The organism is Pelagibius sp. 7325 (assembly GCF_037652055.1).
GTDB lineage: Bacteria > Pseudomonadota > Alphaproteobacteria > Kiloniellales > Kiloniellaceae > Pelagibius.
In genome coordinates, this window is record NZ_JBBKAH010000011.1 from 210,437 (window position 1) to 227,084 (window position 16,648).

15 protein-coding genes are annotated in these 16,648 nt (G+C 67.1%); 5 read left to right on the forward strand and 10 right to left on the reverse strand.

The features are described from left to right. Positions 1-12 precede the first annotated feature (12 nt). The 3 genes from WDC82_RS20975 (at position 13) to WDC82_RS20985 (ending at position 3,545) form a co-directional block, all read left to right on the forward strand. Positions 13-1,323, forward strand: coding sequence for a DUF58 domain-containing protein (locus WDC82_RS20975; protein ID WP_340119358.1), 1,311 nt, complete (start codon positions 13-15; stop codon positions 1,321-1,323). A gap of 241 nt (positions 1,324-1,564) precedes the next feature. Beyond that, complete coding sequence (locus tag WDC82_RS20980; RefSeq protein ID WP_340119359.1) at positions 1,565-2,599, forward strand: stage II sporulation protein M; 1,035 nt, start codon at positions 1,565-1,567, stop codon at positions 2,597-2,599. Then, complete coding sequence (locus tag WDC82_RS20985; protein WP_340119360.1) at positions 2,586-3,545, forward strand: RDD family protein; 960 nt, start codon at positions 2,586-2,588, stop codon at positions 3,543-3,545. Before WDC82_RS20980 ends, WDC82_RS20985 begins: the two co-directional genes overlap by 14 nt. A 194-nt stretch (positions 3,546-3,739) precedes the next feature. Here the strand turns inward: WDC82_RS20985 and WDC82_RS20990 are convergent, their stop codons facing one another. From WDC82_RS20990 to hemN, 4 genes are all read right to left on the reverse strand, one after another. Continuing rightward, the gene (locus WDC82_RS20990) at positions 3,740-4,531 is read right to left on the reverse strand and encodes a hypothetical protein (protein WP_340119361.1); all 792 of its coding nucleotides are present in this window, start codon (positions 4,529-4,531) and stop codon (positions 3,740-3,742) included. 177 nt (positions 4,532-4,708) lie between these two features. Beyond that, positions 4,709-5,770 (reverse strand): isocitrate/isopropylmalate family dehydrogenase, encoded by a 1,062-nt coding sequence (locus tag WDC82_RS20995; protein ID WP_340119362.1) that lies wholly within the window; start codon positions 5,768-5,770, stop codon positions 4,709-4,711. Between the two features lie 64 nt (positions 5,771-5,834). After that, on the reverse strand, positions 5,835-6,641 hold the full coding sequence (locus tag WDC82_RS21000) for a hypothetical protein (RefSeq protein WP_340119363.1): 807 nt from the start codon (positions 6,639-6,641) through the stop codon (positions 5,835-5,837). A 111-nt stretch (positions 6,642-6,752) separates the two neighbouring features. Further along, positions 6,753-8,123, reverse strand: coding sequence for an oxygen-independent coproporphyrinogen III oxidase (hemN, locus tag WDC82_RS21005; protein ID WP_340119364.1), 1,371 nt, complete (start codon positions 8,121-8,123; stop codon positions 6,753-6,755). A 383-nt stretch (positions 8,124-8,506) separates the two neighbouring features. On the opposite strand from hemN, the gene WDC82_RS21010 reads away from it, so the two are divergent. Continuing rightward, positions 8,507-9,016: a DUF4279 domain-containing protein gene (locus WDC82_RS21010; RefSeq protein WP_340119365.1), complete on the forward strand. Its 510-nt coding sequence runs from the start codon at positions 8,507-8,509 to the stop codon at positions 9,014-9,016. Positions 9,017-9,024: 8 nt separating this feature from the next. On the opposite strand, the gene WDC82_RS21015 is transcribed toward WDC82_RS21010, so the two are convergent. From WDC82_RS21015 to WDC82_RS21040, 6 genes are all read right to left on the reverse strand, one after another. After that, positions 9,025-10,671 (reverse strand): GMC family oxidoreductase N-terminal domain-containing protein, encoded by a 1,647-nt coding sequence (locus WDC82_RS21015; protein ID WP_340119366.1) that lies wholly within the window; start codon positions 10,669-10,671, stop codon positions 9,025-9,027. 78 nt (positions 10,672-10,749) lie between these two features. Then, a complete protein-coding gene (locus tag WDC82_RS21020; RefSeq protein ID WP_340119367.1) occupies positions 10,750-11,067 on the reverse strand; it encodes a DUF4387 family protein in 318 nt (105 codons plus the stop codon). Then, on the reverse strand, positions 11,051-12,421 hold the full coding sequence (locus tag WDC82_RS21025) for an acyclic terpene utilization AtuA family protein (protein ID WP_340119368.1): 1,371 nt from the start codon (positions 12,419-12,421) through the stop codon (positions 11,051-11,053). The genes WDC82_RS21020 and WDC82_RS21025 overlap by 17 nt, the downstream gene beginning before the upstream one ends. Positions 12,422-12,460: 39 nt before the next feature. Continuing rightward, positions 12,461-13,987, reverse strand: a complete 1,527-nt coding sequence (locus WDC82_RS21030; protein WP_340119369.1) for a tripartite tricarboxylate transporter permease — start codon at positions 13,985-13,987, stop codon at positions 12,461-12,463. A gap of 18 nt (positions 13,988-14,005) precedes the next feature. After that, a complete protein-coding gene (locus WDC82_RS21035; protein ID WP_340119370.1) occupies positions 14,006-14,449 on the reverse strand; it encodes a tripartite tricarboxylate transporter TctB family protein in 444 nt (147 codons plus the stop codon). Continuing rightward, positions 14,449-15,414 (reverse strand): tripartite tricarboxylate transporter substrate-binding protein, encoded by a 966-nt coding sequence (locus WDC82_RS21040; RefSeq protein WP_340119371.1) that lies wholly within the window; start codon positions 15,412-15,414, stop codon positions 14,449-14,451. Before WDC82_RS21040 ends, WDC82_RS21035 begins: the two co-directional genes overlap by 1 nt. A gap of 500 nt (positions 15,415-15,914) precedes the next feature. Between WDC82_RS21040 and WDC82_RS21045 the strand changes: the two genes are divergently transcribed. Beyond that, entirely contained in the window at positions 15,915-16,646 is a 732-nt protein-coding gene (locus WDC82_RS21045; RefSeq protein WP_340119372.1) for a response regulator transcription factor, read from the forward strand. The last annotated feature ends 2 nt before the right edge of the window (positions 16,647-16,648 follow it).

The following is a 16,648-nucleotide window of genomic DNA, read 5'->3' on the forward strand; positions in this document are numbered from 1 at the left end:
GGGAAGCCCCCAATGATCCGCCCGACACCACGCGCCATCGTCCTCTTCGCCGCCGGCATTCCGCTCGCCTTCGCGATCCTGCTGGCCGACCCGGACGCCTGGCCTTTCGTGCCGGCCTACCTGTTCCTCGCCTGCTTCGCGCTGCTGCTGGACACCGCGCTCTCGCTGACACCCGGGCGCCTCAACGTGCAGGTCAACCCGCCGCCGGTGCTCTATATCGGCCGCCCCGAAACCTTTCTGGTCTACCTGCGTGCGCATACCGGACGCCGCCCGGAAATCGAGCTGCTGTGCGACGTGGACGACACCCTGGAGCGCCCGCGGCGCGTCATCGCTATGCTGAACGAGGACGGCGAGGCCATCGTCCCCATCGGGCTCAGCGCCCGGCACCGCGGCAAGGCCCGGATCGAGCGGCTATGGCTGCGCTGGCGCGGCCCGCTCGGTCTCGTCCATCGCCTGCGCATCGTGCCGGTCGACAGCGAGATCGCCGTCACCCCTGACGTGAAAGCGGTGCGCCAGACCGCCCTGGCCTTCGCCGACCCGAGCGCACTCTACGGCGTCAAGCCGCAGTTTCAGCAGGGCGAAGGCTCCGAGTTCGAATCTCTGCGCGACTACGTGCCCGGCCTCGACCCGCGCTCCATAGACTGGAAGCACTCGGCGCGCCATATGAACCTCTTGTGCAAGGAGTTCCGCAGCGAGCGCAACCATCAGATCGTGCTGGCCTTCGACACCGGCCATCTGATGCGCGAGCCGCTGGCCGGCATCGCCAAGCTGGACCACGCCGTCAACGCCGGACTGCAGCTTGGCTACGTCTCGCTGCGCGCCGGCGACCGCATCGGTGTCTTCGGCTTCGATTCCAAGGTCCGCGTGGTGAGCCAGCCGATCGGCGGCATCGCCTCCTTCTGGCGCGTGCAGCGCGCCGCCACCGAGCTCGACTACAGCCCAGACGAAACCAACTTCACCCTCGGCCTGTCGTCACTGGCCGCGCGGCTCGACCGCCGGTCTCTGATCATCCTGCAGACCGAGTTCGTCGACACCATCACCGCCGAACTCATGCTTGAGAACGTCGAGCGTCTTGCCGGACGCCACGTGGTGCTCTTCGTCTGTCTGCGCGACCCGCTGCTGGTCGAGACCGTGGACAGGGCGCCCGACAGCCTGGGCACGCTCGCCCGTTCAGTCATCGCCGACGAGTTCCTGCGCGAGCGGCGCGTGGTGCTGGAGCGCCTGCGCCGCCGCGGCGTACACTGCCTGGACGTGCGCGCCGACCAGATCGGGCCGGCGCTCATCAACCGCTACCTCGAAATCAAGCGCCGGGAGCTGATATGAGGGAGGCTTCGCTCATGCCGCATCCAATACTGTCGTCCCGGCACTTGTTGCCGGGACCCATTGCCCGCGCCGCTTCACCTCTGGCTGAAAGGAGAATGCGCAGGCCTACCCTCAGGCAACGAGACGACAATCCTGAGGAAATGCCACGCGCTAATGCCAATGGGTCCCGGGGTCAAGCCCCGGGACGACAGAGACAATTTTGTGCAAGAGTCGCGAAAGCGACCATGGACTCCACCCCGACATGACCGCCGCCCTCAAAAGCCCCCTCAAGAGCTACGAGTTCCGCCGCGAGCGCGAGAAGACGTGGCACGAGCTGGAGGCGCTGGTGAGCCGCGCCGAGAAGCGCGGACTCAAAGCGCTGCCGGCGGACGACCTGCTGCGCCTGCCGACGCTTTACCGCGCCACGCTGTCCTCGCTCTCCGTCGCGCGCTCGATCTCGCTGGACCAGAACGTGCTGACCTACCTGGAGAGCCTCAGCGCGCGCGCCTATTTCCAGGTCTATGGCGCGCGCTCCAGCCTCTTCGAGGGCATCGCCCATTTCCTGAAGCACGGCTTTCCCGCCGCGGTGCGCGCCGCGCTGTGGCCGAACCTCATCGCCGCGCTGTGGATGACGCTGGGCACGGTGATCGCCTTCTTCCTGGTCCAGGCCAATGCCGACTGGTACTACACCTTCGCCGGCGACATGGCCCAGGGGCGTACCCCGGCCGCCTCTACCGAGTTCCTGCGCGCAGGTCTCTACGACGGCCGCGACGACCCGTTGGAAAGCCTCTATCTTTTCGCCACCTTTCTATTCTCCCACAATGCGACCATCGGCATGTTCGCCTTCGCGCTGGGCATTGCTCTCGGCATCCCCACCGTGCTGCTGATGTTCTACAACGGGCTGCTGCTGGGGGCGATGCTCTCGCTCTATGCGTCGCGCGGCCTCGCCTGGGACTTGGTGGGCTGGCTCTCGGTGCACGGCACCACGGAGCTGCTGGCCATCGTGCTGTGCGGCGGCGGCGGGCTGGTGCTGGCGCGCGCCATCGTCTTCCCTGACCGCGAAACGCGTCTGGAGAGCCTGGCGCGCCGCGGCCGCGCCGCCGGCACGCTCATCATGGGCGCGGTGCTGATGCTGTTCGTCGCCGGCCTGCTGGAGGGTTTCGCGCGTCAGCTGCTGACCGACATCACAGGGCGCTACCTCATCGGCGGCCTCATGCTGGCGTTCTGGCTCACCTACTTCGCCCTCGGCGGGCGGGATCGACGCCACGACCGGAGCGAGCCGCATGACGACGACTGAGGCCGCCGCGCCCGCCACTGCGCCGCGGCAGCGCGGCGAACGCCGCCTGCTGACGCCGGAGGGCGTGCCGCTGATCTTTCAGCTGGCCGAGCGCGGCGGGCGCGCCGCCGCCGTGCTGATCGACATCGCCCTCATGTTCGTGGCCATCGCCGTCTTCGCGCTGGCGATCGTGTTCGGCGCCCTGGCGCTTGGCATCGACGGCGCCGGTGCCGCCCTCTTCGGCGGCCTCGTTATCCTGATCTCCTTCTTCATCCGCAGCTTCTACTTCATCTATTTCGAGCTGCGCTGGCAGGGCCAGACCCCCGGCAAGCGCCTGCTCGGCATCCGCGTCATCGACCGCAAGGGCGGCTACCTGACGCCCGACGCCGTTTTCGCCCGCAACCTGCTGCGCGAGGTGGAGCTGTTCCTGCCGATCACGCTGCTGACCGCGCCCAGCCAGGGCAGCGGCGCCTGGGTGAACCTGCTGACGCTGCTGTGGGTCGGCATCTTTCTTTTCCTGCCGTTCTTCAACAAAGACCGCCTGCGCGCCGGCGATCTGGTCGCCGGCACCTGGGTGATCGCGGCGCCCAAGGCGATGCTGCTGGGCGACGTGGCGGCGGAAGCGACGCCCCCGAAGCGCGGCGGCGTGGCGGCGGACCCCGAGTTCCCCTTCACCCGCAGCCAGCTGGAGATCTACGGCATCTACGAGCTGCAGACCCTGGAAGAGGTGCTGCGCCACAAAGGCCCGCAGAGCGAGGAAACCCAGCGCGAGGTCGCCCGGCGCATCCAGCAGAAGATCGCCTGGACGGGAGAGGCCGAGGTCGATACCGAACGCTTCCTTAAAGCCTTTTATGCCGCCCTGCGCGGCCACCTGGAGGCGCGCATGCTGTTCGGCGAGCGCCGCGAGAACAAGTATGCCGGTAAAGAAGGGGGCACGCCGCCGCCCGGCGGCACCGCGAAGAAGTAATGGGCGCCTGATCCCTCAACCCGCAGACTGTCGTCCCGGGACCCATTGCCCTCACCGTCTGCTCAATCGTCTAGAGAGAGCTTTGTGCTCTTGCGGCTGGCAGAGACCCAAACATCACAACGCATCACCACGCCCTGACGCCAATGGGCCCCGGGGTCAAGCCCCGGGGCGACAATGGAGGGGACGGCGATACCTCAGTCGAACACCGCCGCGAGCTGCGCCGTCGAGACGCCTTCCTTGGCGACGCGCAGGTCGTGGTAGAGCACCGCGATGACCACCGACATCAGGGCGCCGGAGAAAGACTGGACGACATAGTTGACGATGAGGACAGGGATCAGGCTGTCGAGGGAAATCACGACGACGCCGGCGAAGACACCGACAAGCAGACTCAAGCCGACCACGATGACCAGCAAAATCAGCAGGGCTCCCAGCACCCGCCAGCGGTAGCCCTTGGTGAGCTGCCAGCTGCGCGAGAAGGCGCCGAAGATACCGGGGCGCTCCACCACCGAAGCCGGGATGGCCACCGACCAGACAACGGCCAAGAACACGCCAGGGATAATCAGCAGGGCAAAGCCGATGCCGAAGGCGATCGAGAAAAGGATAGCGATGATGATGACCGGGATGACGCGCGAAAGGCCGCGGCTGATGAGTTCGCCAACGCCGGCCTTATGGCCGTTCAGATGCTGCACCGTGCCGTAGACCAGGGCGCCGACCAGCACGTAAGTCAGGATCGCGGACAGCACCATCACGGCGATTTCGGTCGGCCCGTAGCCGGGCACCGCGCCGGTGTCGACACTCACACCCGCGTTGATGTTGAAGCTGGCTGCCGAGTATCCGAAGATCAGCGACGGCAGGTAGAGGATCAAGGCCAGGACGCTGAAAGAAACGAAGTTCGCAAAGTAGGTACTGAACGCGCGCTTGATCACGCCGCCGACGGAAAACGCGCCGCTGACCGGCGCCGGCTGCGTCGCTGAAAAATCACTCATCAATGAAAGCTCCCCGAGTTGGAAATACGCCCCCGCAGAGCGACGGCCGCTCCCCACGACGGCACGCCCGACCCCCACCGCGCAACTATAGCGCCGGCACAATCTGAGGTCGATCCTTTACCGCCCTGCTAGTCTATATGGGTAGTTCCGGCGATCTGCCTTCTCAGCCTGCCCCCGCTAGGCTTCGAGGCCCGCCACGATGTGCCGGGTGAAGGCCTTGGTGCCCAATTTGCCGCCGAGATCCGCCGTGCGGGTCTCCGGCTTGGCCAGCGCCGCGTCGATGGTGTCGTTGATCGCCTGCGCCGCCGCGGCGAAGTTTTCCAGGCCGCGCTTCTCGGCGATCCACTCCAGCAGCATCGCCGCCGAGAGGATCAGCGAACAGGGATTGGCCTTGTCCTGGCCCGCGATGGTCGGCGCCGAGCCGTGCTGGGCCTGGGCGCAGCAGAGATCGTCGCCGGCATTGGTCGAGCCGGCGAGGCCCAGGCTGCCCGACAGCTCCGAGGCGAGGTCGGAAAGGATGTCGGCGTGGAAGTTGGTGGCGCAGATGACGTCGTACTGCTCGGGATGGCGCACCAGCAGCGCGGCCATGGCATCGACGATGGCCTCGTCGGTCTCCACCTCGGGAAAATCTTTGGCGACGTCGTAGCAGGCCTCCAGAAACAGGCCGTCGCTCAGACGGAAGGTATTGGCCTTGTGGATCAGCGTCACCTTCCGGCGCCGCTTCATCGCCAGTTCGTAGGAACGCCGCGCGATGCGTTCGGAAGCCTTGCGGGAGATCTTGCGCAGGGTCAGCGCGGTGTCCGGATCGGGCATGAACTCGGCGCGTCCCATGAACATGTTGCGGTCGGGATAGAAGCCCTCGGTCGCCTCGCGCATGATCACCAGGTCGAAGACGCCGCCCTTGGCCGGCAACCCGGCTCTGGTCCGGGCGGGCCGCACGTTGGCGTAGAGATCCAGCTGCGTGCGCACCACGCCGGAGATGTTCACGCCGCCCTTGTCCGGATCGGGATAGTCGCGGTGGGAGATCGGGCCGAGGATGATACCGTCGCTGGCGCGCGCCCGCTCCAGCACGCCGTCGGGCAGCGTCGTGCCGTGCCGGGCCAGCGCCTTCAGCCCGATCTCGGCCTCCTCGAATTCGAGGCCGAGGTCGAAGCGCTTGTCCGCCGCCGCAAGGACCGCGAGCGTCGCCGCGGTAATCTCCTCACCGATCCCGTCGCCCGCCATGACCACAAACTTCACTGCTGCCCACCTTTCCGCTGGTTCGAAATCCGGGCGGCACTATAAGGGCTTAGCAGCGAGAGCCCTAGTCGAAAACCGTGGCAAGCGTACCGGCATCGGCGCCTTCCTTCATTGCCACCAGCGCCTCGTGAATCACGACGATAAGGGCGCTGAAGTAGACGACGATCGCCGCACCGAAGAGCCAGAACCCCAGCGCCGGGAAGCCTCCCAAGAAGACCGTATCCCGGAACAGCCAGACCACGACCCCGACGGCGAGAAAGAGCGGCAGAAAGAAGACGACGGAGATGCTGAACAGGCGCCCGCGTGATCCTTCGGTCAATGCAGCACTGCGCCTGAAGGCGTTGATGACGCCGGCATCGCCGACAGCCGCACAAGGGATGGCGACGCAGAAGACGAGATAGAGAATGAATAGGAGCGCCAGGAAGGGGAAGAAGAAGATGATCCCGGCGACTGAGCCGATGAAATCGCCGAGGAACACGCCCCCCGCCCCGACCAATGTCTCGGCCAGCTTGATAGTGAGGCTGACGGCGATGACCGTTGGCAGGCGCGGCGCCGCCTCGGCAAGGCTCGGCAGCACGGCCCGAGCTTGGCCTCTGCGGTCACGCCGCAGCGTATGCACCATAATAGCCACCATGATGCCGAGCAGCACGGCCTCGACCGCGGGAACCGCCAGATCCGTCTCCCACCACGGGCGCGGCAGGAGTGCCTCGTGCGACCCTCCCGGCAAATTCAGCGTCTGCCTCTGCCGCGGCACAAAGCTGTGCAGGTAGGTCGGCAAGCCCACCACCATTCCGAGAAGATAGAAAGGCACGGCATGGTGCAGGCTGAATCTCAACGCTTCGGCAATAGTGCTGGCGATCTTGAGCTGCATCGGCGGGCGCGTCCTTGGCGTGGCAACGGAGCCGACAGCCTGCCAGCGAGGGGTTAACAAACCGCAACCGGGAGTAGATGGGATTTTAGGGGGCTTCGCCCTGCTGGCGCCCTAGACCGCCTTGCTGTAGCGCGCGCCGGCGCCGCCGGGCGCGGCGAGGTAGGCATCGAAGCAGGAGGCGATGAGGCGCACGGCGCGCCGGCCTTCCTCGGTGACGCGCACCTTCGATCCCTCGATCGTCGCCAGCCCGTCGTCGGCCAGCGGCGCGAGACGTTCCAGCGCCTCGGAGAAATCGAAGCCCGGCCGGTCGTGCGCCACGGCCTGGGCGCGCAGGTCGACGGCGAAACCGCACATGAGGGCCTGGATGATGTCGCGGCGCAGGCGGTCCTCGGAGGTCAGCGCGATGCCGCGCACCACCGGCAGGCGCCCTTCGGCGAGCGCCCTGGCATAGCCGACCGCGTCCTTGTCGTTCTGCGCATAGCCCTGCGGCAGGGTGCCGATCGAGGAAACGCCGATGCCCAGCAACACCCCGGCCTGATCGGTGGTGTAGCCCTGGAAGTTGCGCCGCAGCCTGCCTTCGTCGGCGTAGCGGAACAGCGGATCGTCGGGCAGCGCGAAGTGATCCATGCCGACGGCGCGGTAGCCGCGCAGCAGCAGGATGCGCTCGACCGCCTCGGCCTGGGCCAGGCGTTCCTCGGCGCCGGGCAGCGCCGCGGTGTCGATCATCTGCTGGTGCTTCTTCATCCACGGCACGTGGGCGTAGCCAAAGACCGAGATGCGTTGCGGATGCAGATCGGCGGCCAGCGCAGCCGTTTGCTTCACATCCGCCAGGCTCTGGTGCGGCAGACCGTACATGAGGTCGAAGTTCAGCGCCTCGATGCCGGCCGCGCGCAGCTGTCGCGCGGCCTCCGCAGTTTTCTCGAAGGACTGCACCCGGTTGATCGCTTCCTGCACATGCGGGTTGAAGTCCTGCACACCCAGGCTCGCGCGGTTGATGCCCGCCGCCGCCAGCGCGGCCGCCTTCTCCGCCGTAAGATGGCGCGGGTCGATCTCGATGGCGAGCTCGGCGCCAGGCTGGAAGGCGAAGGCCCGATGCAGATCGCCTATCACGGCGGTGAAATCGCCGGCCGAGAGGATCGAGGGCGTGCCGCCGCCCCAGTGCAGGCCGGTCACCGGCCGCCCCCCCGACTCATTGGCCCCCAGGGCCTCGGCCAGCAGGGCAATCTCCTGACGCAGCAACCCGACATAGGCGCCGATGCGCTGGTAGCCGTTGGCGACGCCCGTGTGACAGCCGCAGTACCAGCAGAGCTGGTGGCAGAACGGCACGTGGAGATAAAGCGACAGCGGCGCCTCTGCCGGCAGTTCGCGCAGCCATTCGCGGTAGACCGTCCCGTCCACGCTCGCATTGAAATGCGGCGCGGTGGGATAGCTGGTGTAGCGCGGGGCCTGGGCCTCGGCGAGGCGGATGGGGATCGCGGTCATGGTCGGAAATCTAGCCGCCGGACCCGAGCGGTACATTGACCGATGTCAATTGCGGAAGACGGGAAAAAACGGCGGATTTCCGCCGGTTTTCTTGTCCCTCTCCCCTCTCTTCTTCCCCTCTCCCCTGGCGGGAGAGGGATGCGCAGCCTTAGCGAACGACGTGAGCTTAGGCGCAGCTGGGTGAGGGGGACGTCGGTGCCGCCTTGAGACCGAACGCCACCGCCTCCCCTCCCTCCCCCATCCAGGGGGAGGGGGAACCAACGGTCGTCCGCGCCGCAAACAAATCCCCTCCCCCCTTGATGGGGGGAGGCTGGGAGGGGGGTGGGGCCAGCTGCCAGGTCTCGGTGTACCGCCCCACCCTCTCCCGCTATAGTTGACCAACCATGACGGACAAAACTCATAGCTTTTCCGACGACGGCGCTTCCCGTGAAGGACACCCGGAAGCGCCATCCCGTTTTGTCACGGTCGGCGGACTCGTCGACCGGGCACGGGTGAGTCTCTCCATTCACGGCGATGACCTGATCCCTGAGGAGGTTTCAAAGATCCTACGGGTCACCCCAACCAAGGCTCACCGCAAAGGCGAGCTTATGGTATCTCCGACAACAGGCCCCATGGGCACGCGTCGCGCCGATGCTTGGATACTCGAGTCGCCCTGCAAGCACTCGCAAGACCCCGCGACGCTCACCATCGCCCTACTCGATCTCCTGCCCGAAGACGAAACGATCTGGGCTGAGTTGGCTGCGCGCGCCAGGATTATGCTGAGGTATGGTCTCTTCCTTGCAGACTGGAACCGTGGCTTCACGCTGCCTCCCGAGCTGGTAACCCGCATTGCCCGAATGCGCGCAAGCCTGGACATCGATATCTACTTCGAACTCGAAGACGAACCCAACTGAGGCGACGCTCAGGCGCCTACCCGGCGATCCTCCAGCACCATGGCCGCCGCCTTCTCGCCGATCATGACGGTGGGCGAGTTGGTGTTGCCGGAGGTGATGGTCGGCATCACCGAGGCGTCGGCGATCCTGAGGCCCTGCAACCCGTGCACCCTGAGCCGTGCATCGACCACCGCCTGGGAGTCGCCACCCATCTTGCAGGTGCCCACCGGGTGGAAGATCGTCGTGCCGATGTCGCCGGCGGCCTGGGCCAGCGCCTCGTCGCCGTCGATCGCGGCACCGGGTTTGTATTCCTCCGGTTTGAAGCGGGCCAGCGCCGGCGCCGCGCAGATGCGCCGCGTCAGACGGATCGCCTGGGCCGCCACCTGGCGATCGCCGGGCGCGCTCAGGTAGGCCGGCTTGATGAGCGGCGGGTCGCGGAAGTCGGCGCTGCGGATATGGATCGAGCCGCGGCTCTCGGGCCGCAGGTTGCACACCGAGGCGGTGATCGCCGGGAAGGCGTGCAGCGGGTCGCCGAACTTGTCGAGGCTCAGGGGCTGCACGTGGTACTGCAGGTTCGGCGTCTCGCGCGCCGGGTCGGACCTCGCGAAAGCGCCGAGCTGGCTGGGCGCCATGGAGAGCGGCCCACGGCGGAACAGCAGGTATTCGAGGCCCATCATCCCCTTGCCGATGAGGGACCCGGCGCGCTGGTTCAGTGTCACGCAGCCTTCGACCTTGAAGATCATGCGCATCTGCAGGTGGTCCTGCAGGTTCTCGCCGACGCCGGGCAAGGCATGCACGACGTCGATGCCGTGTTCGCCCAACACCGTCGGGTTGCCGATGCCGGAAAGCTCCAGCAGCTGCACCGAGCCGACGGAGCCGGCGGCGAGAATCACCTCGCCGCGCGCGCGGATCCGCTTCGGCGCATCGCCTTGCAGAAAATCGACGCCGGTCACGCGCTTGCCGTCCAGCACCAGGCGCTGCGCCTGGGCCTCGGTCAGTACGGTGAGGTTGGGCCGCTTCAACGCGGGGCGCAGGAAGGCCTTGGCGCTCGACCAGCGCACGCCGCGCTTCTGGTTTACCTGGAAATAGCCGCAGCCTTCGTTGTCGCCGCGATTGAAGTCGTCGGTCGGCGGGATGCCGCACTCCGCCGCCGCCTTGCGGAAGGCATCGAGGATATCCCACCTGAGGCGCTGCTCTTCCACGCGCCACTCGCCGCCGCCGCCATGGAAATCGTCATCGCCCTTGTAGTGCCCCTCGGATCGCTTGAAGTAGGGCAGCACGTCGTCCCAGCTCCAGCCGGCGTTGCCGAGCTGGCGCCAGTGATCGTAGTCGCGCGCCTGGCCGCGCATGTAGATCATGCCGTTGATGGAGGAGCTGCCGCCCAGCACGCGCCCGCGCGGATAGTTCAGCGCCCGCCCGTTGAGGCCCGGCTCCGCCTCGGTCTTGTAGCACCAGTCGGTGCGCGGCGTGTTCTGGGTATAGAGGTAGCCGACGGGAACGTGGATCCAGAACCAGTTGTCCCGGCCGCCGGCCTCCAGCAGCGCCACCGACACGGCAGGATCGGCCGAGAGGCGATTGGCGAGACAGCATCCCGCCGAGCCGGCACCCACGATCACGTAGTCGAATACGCCGGCGTCCGCCCTCTGGGCGTCCTGCCGGCCCGTTTCCTCCGCCATTCCCTCTTCCCCGTCCGCTTTACCCGCGATTCTTCTGTCGGGAGAACTATAGCAAGTCGCTTCGGCGGGCGGAAAGCTTCAGTCGAGGACGGCTTCTTCGAGCAGGACCGCCAGGCCGGCGCCGTGCATGTCGCGGTCCTCGCGGCTGCCCTGCACCACCGGGCGCGGCAGGCTGAACTTCACCACGTTCAAATCGGCGATGTCGAAGCGCTTGATGGTCTGCAGCGGCGCCTTGTAGAGCGCGGCGACCCGCTCCGTCGAGAGCTTCGCGCTCACTTCCTCGAAGGCCGGCTTGGAGCCGCAGAAGATGTCGATGGTCACCCAGAACGGCCCGGCGTTCTTGGAGCGGACCTTGAGAACCTTTTCGGACAGGCTCGACTTAGACGAGTTCGGCATGGCCGATCTCCTCGACTTCCAGGCGGAAGGCCGCCATGGGATCGTCCAGCGCCAGGACGTGGTTCAGCGCGAACTCGTAGAGCGCGCCGCGGTCGGTCGTCGCCGGCGAATAGGGGAAGGAGAAGGTCGGCAGCTCTTCGTCCTCGGTCAGCGGGTAGTGCAGCACGAAGGGATTGATCAGCTTGCCGATCTCCGCGGCCGACTCCTGGGTCTCGGCGGTGACGATGCCCAGCACGCCGACCTCGGCCGGCAGGCCCTGGCGGTTCTCCAGCACGCCCAGCGCCGAGTCGAGCCCGATGAGGCGGAAGTCGAGGTGGTAGTCGCCGGGCTTCAGTTCCATGCGCGAGGCGATCTCACCTTCCAGGTATGTCGAGAGCTTCGCCACCCATTCGCGCGCGTGCGCCACATAGTGGCCGTTGCGCAGAATCGCCAGGATGGTGGTCTGATAGCCGGCGATGCGCGCGCCTTCCAGCTTCACCGTGTAGGGCCCAGGAATCCACTGCGAGCCCTCGACGCGCACGCGCCGTTCGTCCAGCGCGCGATAGGCCGCGCCGCGCACGTCGAGGCGGCCGCCCGGCTCGTAGAGCACGAAGGGATCGGTATTCTCGTAGAGCATGTGTGCGGAGACCGAGTGCGGCGTGCAGCGCGCGCTGGCGGCCAGCGGCTCGACCGTGAAGCCGGTTTCGTCGAAGTCGACCAGGATGACGCCGGAGGTCGGGTTGGTGGAGCAGAGCGCGCCGCATTCGGCGATCTTGGCGCCGTGCCAGGCGCCGCCGGCATGGTCGCCGCGCGCGAGCGGCAGGGCGGCGATGGTCGCGGTATCGGTGGTGCGCCCGCAGATGACGATGTCGGCGCCGGTGGCGAGCGCCGCCTGCACCTGCTCGGCGCCGGCCAGCGCCACGATGTTGGTCATCTCCAGCACGACGGCGGGGGAGACCTCCGGCGCCGCCTCCAGCGGCGTGATGCGGCCGTCGCGCAGTGCCGTGGCGATGGCTTCGCGCGGCTGGCTGGAATAGAGCTTGGCGACCTTCACCGTCTGGCCCAGCTCCTTGGCCAGCTCGCGGGTGATCGCCACCATCCAGTCGACCGTGGCATCGGAGCCGCAGGTGCCGGCGGTGCCGAGCACCAAAGGCACGCCGGCTTCCGCGCGCGCCTTCATGAGCTGGCGCCATTCCGACTTGGTTGCGGCGCGCGAGTACTTCGAGACGCCTTCGCCGAGGCTGAAGGGGCCGCTGTCGGTCGAGCCCCCGTCGATGGCGATGATGTCGGGCCTGGCGGCGACGCCGCGCGCCAGGGCCGCGCGGTCGAAACCGAGGCCGAGCACGCCGGAAGGCACAAGCACGCGGGTCGGCATCAGGGATACTCCTCAAATGTTCTTATCGGTTCACCGCCGTCAGTCCGTGTCGGCGGGCAGGCCGGTGGCCGGCTGCGGCGGGCGCTTCAGCAGGCCGCGCATGAACATCGGTGCGACGAAGCCGAGGATGGCGGCGACCCACAGGCCGATGGCGATGGGCGTGGAGAACAGGAAGGTCCAGTCGCCGTCCGAGATCACCATCGCCCGACGCAGGTTCTCTTCCATCGAGCTGCCCAGCAGGATGCCCAGGATCACCGGTACCGTGGGGATGTCCAGCTTGCGGAGAAAATAGCCCAACACGCCGAAGCCCACCATCATAACCAGGTCAAAGTAGGATCCGCTTAAGGAATAAATACCTACAAACGAGACCATGGTGACGCCCGGCAGCAGGATCCAACTCGGCACGCTCAAGACCTTCACGAAGACCTTCACCAGCGGCACGTTCATCACCAGCAGGACGAAGTTGGCGATGAACAGCGAGGCGATGAGGCCCCAGACCACGTCGGGCCGCTCGGCGAACAGCATCGGGCCGGGGGTGATGTTGAGGGTCATCAGCAGCGCCAGCAGCACCGCCGTGGTGCCCGATCCGGGCACGCCTAGGGTCAGCATGGGCACCAGCGCGCCGCCGGCGGCGGCATTGTTGCCGGCCTCGGGGGCGGCGACACCGCGGGGGTTGCCCTTGCCGAAACTGTCCTTGTCGCGCGCTATGCCCTTTTCCGCGATGTAAGCCAGGAAGGAGCCAAGCGAGGCGCCGGCGCCGGGCAGGATGCCGGCGATGAAGCCGATCACCGTCGAGCGCAGCATGGTCCAGCCGGAATTGAGGATGTCGCGGTACGGGATCGTCACCTTGCCCAGCTTTACGCCGATGGCACTGTCCTTGCCGTGGCTTTCGATGAAGAAGAAGACCTCGGCGATGGCGAAGAGGCCGACGATGGCCACCAGGAAGTCGACGCCGTCCATCAGGTGCAGGTTGCCGAAGGTGAAGCGCGGCATGCCGGTGGTGTGGTCCATGCCAACCACCGCGAAGGCAAGGCCGAGGCAGGAGGCCAGCGCCGCCTTGGCTTGGTTCTTCGACGCAAGACCGCCCAGGGTGCAGAAGGCCAGCAGGTAGAGTGCGAAATACTCCGCCGGGCCGAAGAGGTAGGCGACGCGCGCCAGCACCGGCGACAGCAGCATCAGGCCGACGGTGGCCAGGAAGGCACCCACGAAGGAGGCGACGCCGGAGATCACCAGCGCGTCGCCGGCTCGGCCCTGCTTGGCCATGGGGTAGCCGTCCAGCGTGGTCATCATGGCCGGCTCGTCGCCGGGGATATTGAGCAGAATCGACGAGATGCGGCCGCCGTACATGGCCCCATAGTAGACGCTGGTCAGCAGCACCAGGGCCGCGGTGGCGTCGAGGCCGAAGGTGAAGGCCAGCGGAATCAGGATGGCGACGCCGTTGGCCGGCCCGAGCCCCGGCAGCGCGCCGATGATGGTGCCGACGAAGGCGCCGCCGACGGCGAGAGCCAATGTCCAGGGGGACAGCGCGATGGAAAAGCCGAGCGCGAGATTGTCCAGGAGTTCCATATCACTTTCCCGTAAGCGTCAGAACCAGCCCCACGGCCGCGGAAACGCGAAGAGGCTGAGGCCGAGCACAAATCTGAAGAGCACGAAGAGGCCGACCGAAAGGCCGATGCCCGCGACGATCGCCGGGAGCGGGCGCGGGCGGATCTGGAAGCTGAGCACCACGCCCAGCACCGCCGTCGGGACCAGGAAGCCGAAGGGCTTCAGAGCATAGGCGTAGAGCACCAGCACCACCGTCGCGATGCTGAGCGACAGCCAGGTCTTGAGGGCCGGCCACTCGGGATCCGCATCGGGACGGAAAAGAAAGACGAGCCCGCACAGCAGAGCCACGCCGCCGATGCCGTAAGGAAACAGCTTCGGGCCGACCGGGTCGGAGAGAAAGCTCGTCTGAATTTGTGCGGCGCTTGCGAGGTACGCAAGCGCCGCGACAACGGTGACCAGACCAAGGATCCGGTCCGAACGCATTACTGGATCACTCCGATCTCGCGGGACAGCTCCTCGGTCTCGGCGATCACGTTGTCCACCCAATTCTGGAAGTCACCGCCGACCTTGGTGAAGGGGGCGAGACCGTTGGCGGTCATGGCCTGCTCCCACGCATCGCTCTCGGCCACCGTCTTCAGGCGGGCCGCCCACTCGTCGAAGCGCTCGTCGGAGATGCCCTTGGGCACATAGAGGCCGCGCCAGTTCACGGCGACGACGTCGTAGCCTTGCTCGCGCGCGGTCGGGATATCCTCGAAGCCCGGCACCCGCTCTTCGGTCAGCACCGCCAGGGCGCGCACCTCTCCGGACCGGATGAAGCCGACGATCTCGGACATGTCGCCGGTCATCGCCTGGGTGAAACCGCCGACGGTCTGGGTGATGGCATCGGCGCCGCCGTCGACGCCGATGTACTTCACCTTGCGGATATCGGTGAACCCGGCTTTCTTGAGGATCTGCAGCGGTTTCATGTGGTCGAAGCCGCCGGCCGCGGAGCCGCCGGCGAAAGTGACGGAGCTTGGGTCCGCCTTGATGGCCTCGACCAGGTCCTTGAGATTCTTGAAGGGGCTGTCCTTGGCGACGACGATGACGCCTGGGTCGGCGCCGATCGCGCCGACGAAGCGCACCTGGTCGGCGGTGGCACCACCGAAGGCGTTCTGCGCCAGGCGGGTGGAGGTCGCGGAGGAAGCCGCCACGATCAGGTCCGCGTCGTTGTTGCGCTCGTTGACGACGTAGGCGTAGGCCACGCCGCCGCCGGCGCCCGCCATGTTGGTCACCTGGACCGGCTGGTCGACCAGCTTCAGGTCGTAGAGGATCTTGCCGATCTGGCGACAGGTGAAGTCCCAGCCGCCGCCGGGATTCGCCGGGGCGATGCATTCGGCCGCCGAGGCGGGCGCCGCGACGGCAACGGACAGAAGGGCGCCCGCCGCCAGGCGGGTCAGGTAGTTCTTCATGAGGTTCCTCCCTAATAGGCCTTGGCCAAACAGGCCTCGGTTCGTCTTGGTTCGACTTGGTTCGACTTGGTTCGACTTGGTCTTTGCCGACCTGGCCGCCGAATTCCTGCCGGTGGGTCGGCAGATCTCCGCTGGTTTTCTTCAGGGGAGAATACCGCCCCGCCGACAAAGGTTGTCAAACGGTTCTTCGGTCAAGCAAATCATGGAGATCGCGAGGGCGGCGTGCCCGCACGTTGGCGGCAATGCCGGCTGGCGCCAGGGCACCCGGCCGTGCTGCGCCCGGCGCCAAGGGCGCGCGGGTAAGGTCGCATAAGGTCCTCCCTGTACTTTACGAGTACATTATTATCGGGCATTCGCCCTTGCTTGCTGGCGCCGACCATAGCCCGTAAACCTGTCGCCAGCCTGTCGCGCCGAGGGTGACGGCCGATGGGGACGAGAGGAGGCCCCGCGATGGCTCCCCTCGTGACGACTGCCTGTAACGAGAGGTCGAAACGGCGGCAATGCGCCTACTGCTGGTAGAGGACAACGAGGACCTGGGCGACGCCCTGGAGCGCCACTTCCGCGCCGACGGCCACGCGGTGGACTGGGCCCGCACGGCGCCGGAGGCCGGCGACTATCTGCACGTCGCCAGCAGCGGCGGCAGCGGCGGCGCCACCGGCTACGACCTGGTCGTGCTCGACATCATGCTGCCCGGTGGCGACGGGCGGCAGATCCTGCAGCAGATCCGCAGCGGCCAGAGCGACCTGCCGGTGCTGGTGCTGACCGCGCGCTCGCAGGTCGCCGACCGCGTACACCTGCTCGACCTCGGCGCGGACGACTACATGACCAAGCCCTTCGACGTCGCCGAACTCGACGCACGCTGCCGCGCGGTGGTGCGGCGGCGCCACGGCAAGGCCCAGAGCGTCGCCCAGCTGGGCGGCCTGCAGTTCGACGCCGCCGCCTCCACCGTCACCGTCGCCGGCCAGCCGCTCGACCTGCGCAGCCGCGAGCTGCGCCTGCTTGAGGTGCTGATCGCCGCGCCCGGCCAGGTGTTCAGCAAGGCGCAGCTGATGGACAAGCTGTTCGGCCTTGCCGACGACGCCAGCGAGAACGCCATCGAGGTCTACATCGGCCGCCTGCGCCGCAAGATCCTGAACAGCGGCGTGGCCATCGAAACCGTGCGCGGCCTCGGCTACCGCCTGCGCGAATCGACGCCGACGGACGCAAGGGCGGACGGCGAGGAAGGCGCATGAGC

What these genes read in the sequence shown, in the direction of transcription:
- WDC82_RS20975 (WP_340119358.1), top strand. Translation starts at nt 13, where the DNA reads ATGATCCGCCCGACACCACGCGCCATCGTCCTCTTCGCCGCCGGCATT.
- WDC82_RS20980 (WP_340119359.1), top strand. Translation starts at nt 1,565, where the DNA reads ATGACCGCCGCCCTCAAAAGCCCCCTCAAGAGCTACGAGTTCCGCCGC.
- WDC82_RS20985 (WP_340119360.1), top strand. Translation starts at nt 2,586, where the DNA reads ATGACGACGACTGAGGCCGCCGCGCCCGCCACTGCGCCGCGGCAGCGC.
- WDC82_RS20990 (WP_340119361.1), bottom strand. Translation starts at nt 4,531, where the DNA reads ATGAGTGATTTTTCAGCGACGCAGCCGGCGCCGGTCAGCGGCGCGTTT.
- WDC82_RS21000 (WP_340119363.1), bottom strand. Translation starts at nt 6,641, where the DNA reads ATGCAGCTCAAGATCGCCAGCACTATTGCCGAAGCGTTGAGATTCAGC.
- hemN (WP_340119364.1), bottom strand. Translation starts at nt 8,123, where the DNA reads ATGACCGCGATCCCCATCCGCCTCGCCGAGGCCCAGGCCCCGCGCTAC.
- WDC82_RS21010 (WP_340119365.1), top strand. Translation starts at nt 8,507, where the DNA reads ATGACGGACAAAACTCATAGCTTTTCCGACGACGGCGCTTCCCGTGAA.
- WDC82_RS21015 (WP_340119366.1), bottom strand. Translation starts at nt 10,671, where the DNA reads ATGGCGGAGGAAACGGGCCGGCAGGACGCCCAGAGGGCGGACGCCGGC.
- WDC82_RS21020 (WP_340119367.1), bottom strand. Translation starts at nt 11,067, where the DNA reads ATGCCGAACTCGTCTAAGTCGAGCCTGTCCGAAAAGGTTCTCAAGGTC.
- WDC82_RS21025 (WP_340119368.1), bottom strand. Translation starts at nt 12,421, where the DNA reads ATGCCGACCCGCGTGCTTGTGCCTTCCGGCGTGCTCGGCCTCGGTTTC.
- WDC82_RS21030 (WP_340119369.1), bottom strand. Translation starts at nt 13,987, where the DNA reads ATGGAACTCCTGGACAATCTCGCGCTCGGCTTTTCCATCGCGCTGTCC.
- WDC82_RS21035 (WP_340119370.1), bottom strand. Translation starts at nt 14,449, where the DNA reads ATGCGTTCGGACCGGATCCTTGGTCTGGTCACCGTTGTCGCGGCGCTT.
- WDC82_RS21040 (WP_340119371.1), bottom strand. Translation starts at nt 15,414, where the DNA reads ATGAAGAACTACCTGACCCGCCTGGCGGCGGGCGCCCTTCTGTCCGTT.
- WDC82_RS21045 (WP_340119372.1), top strand. Translation starts at nt 15,915, where the DNA reads ATGCGCCTACTGCTGGTAGAGGACAACGAGGACCTGGGCGACGCCCTG.